This window comes from Roseicella frigidaeris, assembly GCF_003258945.1.
GTDB lineage: Bacteria > Pseudomonadota > Alphaproteobacteria > Acetobacterales > Acetobacteraceae > Paracraurococcus > Paracraurococcus frigidaeris.
In genome coordinates this window covers 1-5094 of sequence record NZ_QLIX01000064.1, presented here as the reverse complement: position 1 = coordinate 5094, position 5094 = coordinate 1, and the positions used below count along the sequence as shown (strand labels likewise).

The window sequence follows — 5094 nt, the reverse complement described above, 5'->3', positions numbered from 1 at the left end:
CAACCAACAGCCCTCGGGCGAGCAGCCACCCCGGCCGACATCGATCGGAATGGCCGGCCGACATGGCGTCGGAATCGGTGGCCGACTTCGCCGGAATCCGCATTTAGGGCGATTGCGTTAGCCGCGCCATGCGGCGCCTCTATGGCGCGAACCTCACCTGTACCCTTGTCCCGCAGCATCATCGTCGATTGCTGCAGACAACGAGGCACCACGATTTGCCGCGTGAACCACACGAGCGGCGGGAAATCGCGCATGGGGCGCCGCAGAGTGGCGTCGGTCAGAATCTCCCCCAGATCGGGATGGATGACTCCCTCTGACTGTCCCTCGACCTGGATCACACCGGACATCCACAACAGGTTCGTTCGGAGGGTGCTGGTGTGGTGATAGACCACCCGCACACCCTCTTCACGGCGCCGCTTCGCCTGCCCCATCACTCCGGCTCCTTGCTCGCTTACCCAAAAGGAAGGGCGCCGATCAGGCGCCCTCCCCTCTTCTTCATGATGCTCGGCCCATCGACCCTTATAGCCCGCTAGCTGTTGCTATCTATGGCTAGCCCTACTTCCCCTGCTACCACGCGCTAGCCCCGCTAGTCGTCGTAACGCCTGCGAGTGTCGGGCGGGTTAAGGTCGGCCGCGGGCACCTCGTGGCCGTCGAGCTGCAGTAGCTGGGCGACCAGGCGCCGGGTGCTGCCACGCTCGGCCGAGAGCCTAGCAATGAGCTTAGCGAGGTCCTTGCTGGCGCGGAAATTAATCTGCACCAGTTCGACCTTGGGTGCCGGAGGCACTGCCACTTGGCGGCGTTCGGTTCCTCGCTCCGGTTCAGCGCGGACCGCGGTAGTCGCAGGCAAATCGCCAGTGACCTGGACCAGCGCCTCAGCCAATTCCAGACCAGTCGGTTTGCGCTTCAATCCTGCAGCCATAACGCTACTCCCGTTATCGGCGCTAGCGCCGCTATTACGTACTTGCCGGGCTATGAGGGATAACGTGTGCTATCCAGCCGCATCCTGCTTGGCGTCCAGAAGGTCCGGTTGGACAGGTGTGCCAGCCGGGAAAGTAGACTTTGCTGGCAGCACACCAATGCTAGTCAGCTCAGCGATCAGCCGGTCGACTTCCAGGCCGATCGTGCCCGCGACTGGGACCCGGCCCGTGTAGGACATTTTCCGGATCTCGGCTGAGCTGGAGATGTGCTGCTTGAGGACAGGGAGCTTGATGCCAAGCCCGGCCTCGGCCTCAGCCAGATCCTCAAGCGTGGCACGCTCTGCCAGGCCTCGCGGATTCCACGCCATCGGCACGAGGTGGTACGGAATGGCGCGGCGAGCGGACTTGCCGCAGGCCAGTACCTGCTTGGCGGTTTTGATCGCCTCCCTAGCTGTTCCACGGTCTGCCATTAGAGGGATCAGGACCGCGTCCGATGTGGCGATAGCCATTGCGGCGGTCTGGTTCTCAAATCCCGCGGTATCACACAGCGCGAGGTCATGCGTCTCAGCCTGGGCCTGCAGCACGTCAACCACCTCGACGTGCCGGATTTCGGTCTGGCAGGTGAGGGGGTGGCCCTCGTAGCCGAGCCTGAACCAGGTAGCGAACGACGCATTGCGATCGGCGTCGGTGACGCTGACCCGCAGACGCGGTGCCAGATTGGCAGCGAGGAGGGTCGTCAGTGCGGTTTTCCCGCCGCCTCCTTTGCTGGTCGCAATCGTCACGATGTTGCCCATGCTATCCCCCAATAGCGTCTGCTAGCGCCCCTAGCGGTACAGTCGCCCTGCTAGCCCGGCTAACCTGACCCCCTGCCTCTCTATGCTACCCTCGCTAGCACATGCAATCCCTAATAGCGGACGCTATCTTCAGATATCAATATAGCTGCGCTATCGTTAGATAGCATCTGCTGTCTCCGAACAGCGCAGTAGGGGAGGGGGGGACGATCAAAGGGAAGCCGACACCCCGTCATCGGCCTCGGCACAGTCCGGCCCCAGATCAAGCGGAGGAGTACGCCACAAGGTAGCCATTAGTTAGTTTGTTTGAGGTTAGTTTGTTTAACCAAACATACTAACTAACGGAGCCAGCTCGGATGCGTCCCCCGCTCGTAACAGAATCTGAGGTTTTGGAGGCGGCGCGTCGGGTCCGCGCCCGCGGCAAGGAGATCAACGGCTGGTCGATACGCCGCGAGCTTGGTGACCGCGGCAACCCGCGCCGCCTACTGGCCGTCTGGACAGCAAAGGGAGATGCGGCTCCACCGGCAGCCGAGCCAGTCGATACTATCAGCCTGCCAGCCCCACTGCTCGAGCTCGTAGCCGCGGCGCAGACCGCACTCACAATCGAGCTGGACACCATTGTCCGCACGATCCATCGCCATGCGAGGGAGGACGCGGATGCCACGTTCCGGCGCATCACAGACGATCTGCAGGCATCCGAACAGCGCATCAAAGAGCAACTCGACCTCGCTGAGGCGAGTGTGGACGCGACAGAGACCGAACTGGACCGGCGAGGGGACGCGATCGCCAGCTTGGAAACAGAGATCGGCGAAGCCCGCGTTCAGATAGCCGGCCTGACAGAGCGAGAGAGGCAAGCCCTCGACCGCGCACAGGAGGCGGAAACACAGATCGCCGCTCTCCAGGCAGAGCGGGACAGCCTCACCAGGGCTTCCCAACTCGCACGAGAGGCCCAGACACGAGCCGAGGCACAGGCGGCAGCCATGCGCGATGAGGTCGGCCACCTCCGCGCAGCTTTGGAGAGAGCGGAGGCCGTCCGACAGACTGACGTCGGCCGCGTGACAGCGGAGCTGGCCGCGGCCCGGCAGCAAATCGAGGAAGCCCGCGACGCCCACCAGGCCGACCTTACTGCTGCACGTCAGGAAGCGGCCGCCGCGCAGGCGAGCGAACGAACTCTCTATGCTCAGCAGGAGCGCATGCTGACGGAACTGGCTGCCGAGCGCACAGAGCGCCGCCAAGCCGAGACGGTGCTGCAGGCTACTCAGCGAGAGGCCGCAGCAACCGAACAACGGAATGCGGCCCTGAGGGCCGAGTTGACCGAGGTCAGCCGTGGGCGACAGGTCGCAGAGGATCGGGCCGCGGCACTGGAGGCCGAACGGCGAGGCGCCATGAGCGTCCCGACGGGATAATGGGTAGCCGACCCGGTGAGCTTGTGGGTTGCGAAACAGGGAAGGGCCGTGAGAGTCTTCCTAGAATGTTCTGGTTTAGGGTATGGCCGATTCGTCTGACATCGAGTGGACCGACGCGACTTGGAACCCTGTAACGGGCTGCACCAAGATCAGCCCCGGCTGTGACAACTGCTACGCAGCCCGGTTCTCCGAGCGCTTTCGTGGCACGCCCGGCCACCCCTTTGAGACCGGCTTCGACCTGACGCTGCGCCCGGAGCGGCTGCAGCAGCCGCTCGCCTGGAAGCGGCCCCGGCGCATCTTCGTCAACTCCATGTCCGACCTGTTCCACAAGAAGGTGCCGATTTCCTTCATCGCTAAGGTCTTCGATACGATGGAGCAGGCCCACTGGCACCAGTTCCAGCTGCTGACCAAACGCAGCAGCCTGATGCGTGACTTCCTCAAACGGCGCTACGCGAAGCACTCAGCGCCGCCACACATCTGGCTGGGTGTTTCCGTTGAGGACCAAGCCCGCCTGTCACGGATCGAGCATCTGCAGCAAGCCCCAGCCGCGGTGCGCTTCCTGTCAATCGAGCCCCTCATCGGACCCATTGGTCAACTCGACCTGGCAGGCATCCACTGGGTCATCGTCGGCGGGGAGAGCGGGCCGCGTGCACGGCCCATGTCACCGGACTGGGTGCGCGAGATCCGCGACCAGTGCTTGGCAGCCGGCGTACCCTTCTTCTTCAAGCAATGGGGTGGCTTCCGCCCCACTCAGAATGGCCGCACCCTGGATGGCCGTCTCTGGGACGAATTCCCACAGGATCGACCCCTGATGCTCGCCGCCGCTGAATGAACGATCCCGACCAAAGTCCCACGGTCGGCCCGTGGGCACGAGAAAAGCTGGCAGCGCTGGGCGCGTACCTCGACTTCTACACCACTGCCCTGNACCTCCTCGCCGAGCTCGAGCCACCGCCGATCGATGCCGAGGCTGAGGAGTACATACGCGGCTCACCGCGCGTGGCGCTCGACATCCCCAATCCCTTCAGCCGCTACATCTTCATTGAGCGCGACCCCGCGCGGGCAGCCGAACTCGAGCGGATGCGCGAAGAGTATGGCGGCCGCCACCGGATCGAGGTGCGCCAGGGCAAGGCCGGCGACGAACTGGACGAGCTATTGAAGAGCGACCTGGGTCGCTCCGGCCACCGCGCCATGATCTTCCTCGACCCGTTCGGGATGCAGATCTCTTGGAGCACGATCGAACGCCTAGCCGCCACGAAGCAGGTCGAGGTGATGATCAACTTCGCCCTCGGCATGGCGATCCAGAGGGCCTTGCCGCGCAACGCCGTGCTCTCATCAGGTTGGCGCGAGACGCATGACCGCTTCTTCGGCTCACCAGGTTGGTACAGCCAAGTCTACGAGGAGCACACTGACCTGCTCGGCTCCAAAACCGAGAAGCGCAAGGACGCCGGGGCTCGGCTGCTGGAGTGGTACCGCGAACGGCTCAAGGCCGCCTTTGGGCATGTCTCTCCGGCGCGACTGATCAAGAACACGAAGGGCGGTCACCTCTACTACCTGATCTGGGCTGGGCCGCACCCGCTCGGCCTGAAAGGGGCGCACCACATCCTCAGCAAGGGCGAGAACGTCGAGCGCTCAAGCATGCCGCCCGTCCCGTTAAGAGATGGGCGAACCCTATCCGCTGACGGCCGGCGCCCGGCGCGGCGAGCGCCAGGGCTAGGGCCCGTTAGCGCCTGAGCCAATCTGTGGTGGCGGCAAGGCAGAGAACGCCGAGCATGGAAGTTTCGTGTTCTCTCGGGCGTCATCGCCGCATCAAATCTGTAATATCTACTTCGCAATGGAGCGGGCCTGAATGTCAAAAATCACTCGTGAATTCTATAAGACAGTCAAAGGACCGATGGCTAAGAGCCCATCCGGGAAGTTCTGATTCAGGCGGAGGGGGTTGCGGCCAGCCGTCGCAGCATGATGCGGATCATGGCCAAGCGG

Annotated in this window: 6 protein-coding genes; 3 read left to right on the top strand and 3 right to left on the bottom strand. The window is 63.6% G+C overall.

The genetic code is table 11. The features are described from left to right. The 3 genes from DOO78_RS27255 to DOO78_RS26595 form a co-directional block, all read right to left on the bottom strand. Positions 1–431: hypothetical protein (locus tag DOO78_RS27255; protein ID WP_133258037.1), on the bottom strand; the 431-nt coding region annotated here is incomplete at its 3' end. A 155-nt stretch (positions 432–586) separates the two neighbouring features. Then, positions 587–919 carry a hypothetical protein gene (locus DOO78_RS27250; protein WP_128080183.1) on the bottom strand — a complete coding sequence of 111 codons (333 nt, stop codon included), beginning with the start codon at positions 917–919 and terminating at the stop codon, positions 587–589. A 69-nt stretch (positions 920–988) separates the two neighbouring features. Beyond that, a complete protein-coding gene (locus tag DOO78_RS26595) occupies positions 989–1711 on the bottom strand; it encodes a ParA family protein (RefSeq protein WP_111472900.1) in 723 nt (240 codons plus the stop codon). A 353-nt stretch (positions 1712–2064) separates the two neighbouring features. On the opposite strand from DOO78_RS26595, the gene DOO78_RS26590 reads away from it, so the two are divergent. From DOO78_RS26590 to tcmP, 3 genes are all read left to right on the top strand, one after another. After that, the gene (locus DOO78_RS26590) at positions 2065–3114 is read left to right on the top strand and encodes a DNA-binding protein (RefSeq protein WP_111472899.1); all 1050 of its coding nucleotides are present in this window, start codon (positions 2065–2067) and stop codon (positions 3112–3114) included. A gap of 82 nt (positions 3115–3196) precedes the next feature. Beyond that, positions 3197–3946 (top strand): DUF5131 family protein, encoded by a 750-nt coding sequence (locus DOO78_RS26585; protein ID WP_111472898.1) that lies wholly within the window; start codon positions 3197–3199, stop codon positions 3944–3946. Then, entirely contained in the window at positions 3943–4845 is a 903-nt protein-coding gene (tcmP, locus tag DOO78_RS26580; protein WP_111472897.1) for a three-Cys-motif partner protein TcmP, read from the top strand. Before DOO78_RS26585 ends, tcmP begins: the two co-directional genes overlap by 4 nt. Positions 4846–5094 lie beyond the last annotated feature (249 nt).